The sequence below is a fragment of the Peptidiphaga sp. genome, assembly GCF_057238965.1.
In genome coordinates, this window is record NZ_DBHHEV010000051.1 from 1 (window position 1) to 3,303 (window position 3,303).

Sequence of the window (3,303 nt, forward strand, 5' to 3'; positions counted from 1 at the left end):
CGTGAGCTACCCGTATTTCGTCCGCGGGGTCGGCGCGCACAGCTCGGCCGGCGCGGCCTTCCTCAACGAGGCCGTGAGCCTGTTTCGCGGAGCGGGGTACCGGGCTCTGCCCGCCGACGGCGGCGGCGCTGACCGCGGAGAGGCCAGGCATCGCGGGGAGACGGTGCTCGACCACGCCGCGCTCGCGACGAGGTACGCGCATGTGACGGCCCCGCTTCGCCGGCTTGCCGACAGGTATGCGCTCGAAACCTGCCGCTGCATCTGCACGGGCGACAATCTGCCGGCGTGGGTTCGCGAGGGCCTCGGCAAGCTGCCCGAGGAGATGGCCGCTTCCGCCAAAATCGCCGGTCAGTACGAACGCGGCGCCCTGGACGCCGTCGAGGCGCTCGTGCTCGCCGTGCGCGAGGGTGGGGCGTTCGACGGCGTCGTCGTCGACGTGCTTCGCCGGCGCGGCAAGCCGGCCGCCGGGGAGGATGCGGGCGGCGTCGGCAAGGTGATGGTCCGCGAGCCCGCAGTCCAGGCGACGATCGTCGGCGATCCGCTCGTTCGCGGGGAGAGGGTGTCCGCTGTTTTGCACAGGGCCGATGTCGCGACGTCGACCGTCGAATTCCGCCTCTCCGGGGGCGCAGGCTCCTGACCCGCACGGGGCGCGGCGCGGCCGGCCCGAAAGGCGGCGAACGCCGCGCGACCCTGATCCGCCGCGCCGTGGGCGGGCCGCTCGCGGCGAACTCGTCCGACATTCGGGAAACGGCGGATGCGGGCAACCCGCATTGTGAGACAATTGGTCCGTGGTGGCTGATGGGCGCTTGACCGCCGAGCTCTTTCCCGGCGAAAAACCGCAGGAGGAATGCGGTGTCTTCGGAGTGTACGCACCCGGTCAGCCGGTGGCTCAGCTGGCGTACTACGGGCTCTACGCGTTGCAGCATCGCGGGCAGGAATCGGCGGGAATCGCCGTGTCGAACGGCCAGACGATCCTCGTGTACAAGGACATGGGCCTCGTCTCGCAGGTGTTCGACGAAAAATCGCTGTCCACGCTGAACGGGCGCATGGGCGTCGCCCACGTCCGCTACGCGACCACCGGCGCCTCCGCCTGGGAAAACGCCCAGCCGACCCTGGGCCCGACCCGTTTCTCATCGCCGTCCGAGGGCCCGGCGCCGGGCGACGCGCATTTGGGAACCGTCGCGCTGGCCCACAACGGGAATCTCACGAACACCGCAGAGCTGATGGAAGAGGTCCGTGCGCGCTCGGGCGAGGACCTCACGGGCGAGCTCGGCCGCGGCTCCTCCACGGACACGGCCGTTCTCACCGCGCTGTTCGGCTGCACCGACGCGCCGAGCCTCGCCGACGCCGCCCTGAGCGTCCTTCCGCGTCTGGAGGGGGCTTTCTCCCTCGCTTTCATGGACGAAACCCGCCTCTATGCCGCGCGCGACCGGCACGGCTTCCGGCCCCTCGTGCTCGGCAGGCTCGACGGCGGATGGGTCGTGGCGTCGGAAACCGCGGCGCTCGACATCGTCGGCGCCGAATTCGAGAGGGAGGTCAGCCCCGGCGAGTTTCTCGTCATCGGCGAAGGCGGCGTCGAGTCCCACATGTGGGCCGAGCCGAAGAGGGCGGGATGCGTCTTCGAATACGTCTACCTCGCGCGCCCGGACACGGCCATCGCCGGGCGGTCCGTCAACTCGGCGCGTCTGGAGATGGGCCGCATCCTCGCCGAAGAGCACCCGGTCGAGGCCGACCTCGTCATCGCCACGCCGTCTTCGGGCACGCCCGCCGCCATCGGATACGCGCAGGGATCGGGCATCCCCTACGGCCAAGGCCTGGTGAAGAACGCCTACGTCGGACGAACCTTCATCGCCCCCACGCAGCTGCAACGCCAGCGAGGCATCCGCCTCAAGCTCAATCCCATGAAGGAAGTGATCGAGGGCAAGCGGCTCGTCGTCGTCGACGATTCGATCGTCCGCGGCAACACCCAGCGCGCCCTGGTCGCCATGCTGCGGGAGGCCGGGGCCGCGGAGGTGCACATCCGCATCTCCTCGCCGCCGGTGACTTGGCCCTGCTTCTTCGGGATCGACTTCCCCACTCGAGGCGAACTCATCGCCAACTCGATGGGCGTCCAGGAAATCTGCGGCGCCGTCGGCGCCGACACACTCGGGTACATATCCCTCGACGGCATGGTGCGGGCCACCGAGCAGGCCCGGAAGGATCTGTGCACGGCTTGCTTCACGGGAAGGTATCCCGTGGACGTCGTAAGCGTCGCGGCCGCTTCGGGGTCCGACGTTCTCAGCGCGCTCGCGGGCGCGGGCGAGCCGTCGGAAAGCCGGTGAAAGAACGATTGGAGGAACGGTGAAAGGACGGGTATCCGCCTACGCGGCGGCCGGGGTCGACACGGAGGCCGGGGACCGCGCCGTCGAGCTCATGAAAGCCGCCGTCGGGCGCACGCTCGGCGCCGACGTCGTCGGCGGAGTGGGGGGCTTCGCCGGAATGGTCGACGTCTCCGCCCTGAAGGAGTTCCAAAGGCCCCTTCTGGCGACGTCGACCGACGGCGTCGGAACGAAGATCGCCATAGCCCGTGCCCTCGACGTGCACGACACGATCGGCCAGGACCTCGTCGGCATGGTCGTCGACGACATCGCGGTGGTCGGCGCGCGCCCGCTCCTCATGACGGACTACATCGCCTGCGGGCGCGTCGTCCCAGAGCGGATCGCCGACGTCGTGCGCGGAGTCGCGCGGGCGTGCGAGTTCGTGGGCGTCCCTCTTCTGGGCGGAGAGACGGCGGAGCACCCCGGCCTCATGGCGCCTGACGACTACGACGTCGCCGGCGCGGCCACCGGCGTGGTGGAGGCCGACGAGGCCCTCGGCCCCGAGCGCGTCGAAGCGGGCGACGTCGTCCTCGCCATCGCCTCCAGCGGCCTGCATTCCAACGGATACTCGCTGGTGCGCCGAATCGTCGCCGAATCGGGCTGGCCTTTGGACCGCGATGTGCCCGAGTTCGGGCGGACGCTGGGGGAGGAGCTCTTGGAGCCCACGCGGCTCTACTCTCCGCTGTGCCTGGAGGTTTCGGGGAGGGTCCACGCTTTCTCGCATGTGACGGGCGGCGGGCTGGCGGCCAATCTGGCGCGGGTCGTGCCCGCCGGGATGCGCGCCTCGATCGACCGCTCGTCCATCGAGGTCCCGGCGGTTTTCTCGGTTGTGCGCGAGCTTGGCGGGGTCGCTTGGGAAGACCTCGAAGACACGCTCAACATGGGAGGCGGAATGGTCGCCGTGCTTGCGGGGGAAGAGGTCGACGCCGTCGTCCCCGCCAGTGCG

2 protein-coding genes and 1 pseudogene are annotated in these 3,303 nt (G+C 70.1%); all 3 read left to right on the plus strand.

Annotated elements, in window-relative coordinates; genetic code table 11:
- Positions 1–637 (plus strand): annotated as a pseudogene (locus tag ACO48X_RS07165) (RNB domain-containing ribonuclease); the annotation flags it as partial.
- A gap of 154 nt (positions 638–791) precedes the next feature.
- Positions 792–2,321: an amidophosphoribosyltransferase gene (purF, locus tag ACO48X_RS07170; protein WP_485001421.1), complete on the plus strand. Its 1,530-nt coding sequence runs from the start codon at positions 792–794 to the stop codon at positions 2,319–2,321.
- Between the two features lie 91 nt (positions 2,322–2,412).
- On the plus strand, positions 2,413–3,303 hold an 891-nt coding region (gene purM, locus ACO48X_RS07175; protein WP_485001422.1), incomplete at its 3' end, for a phosphoribosylformylglycinamidine cyclo-ligase.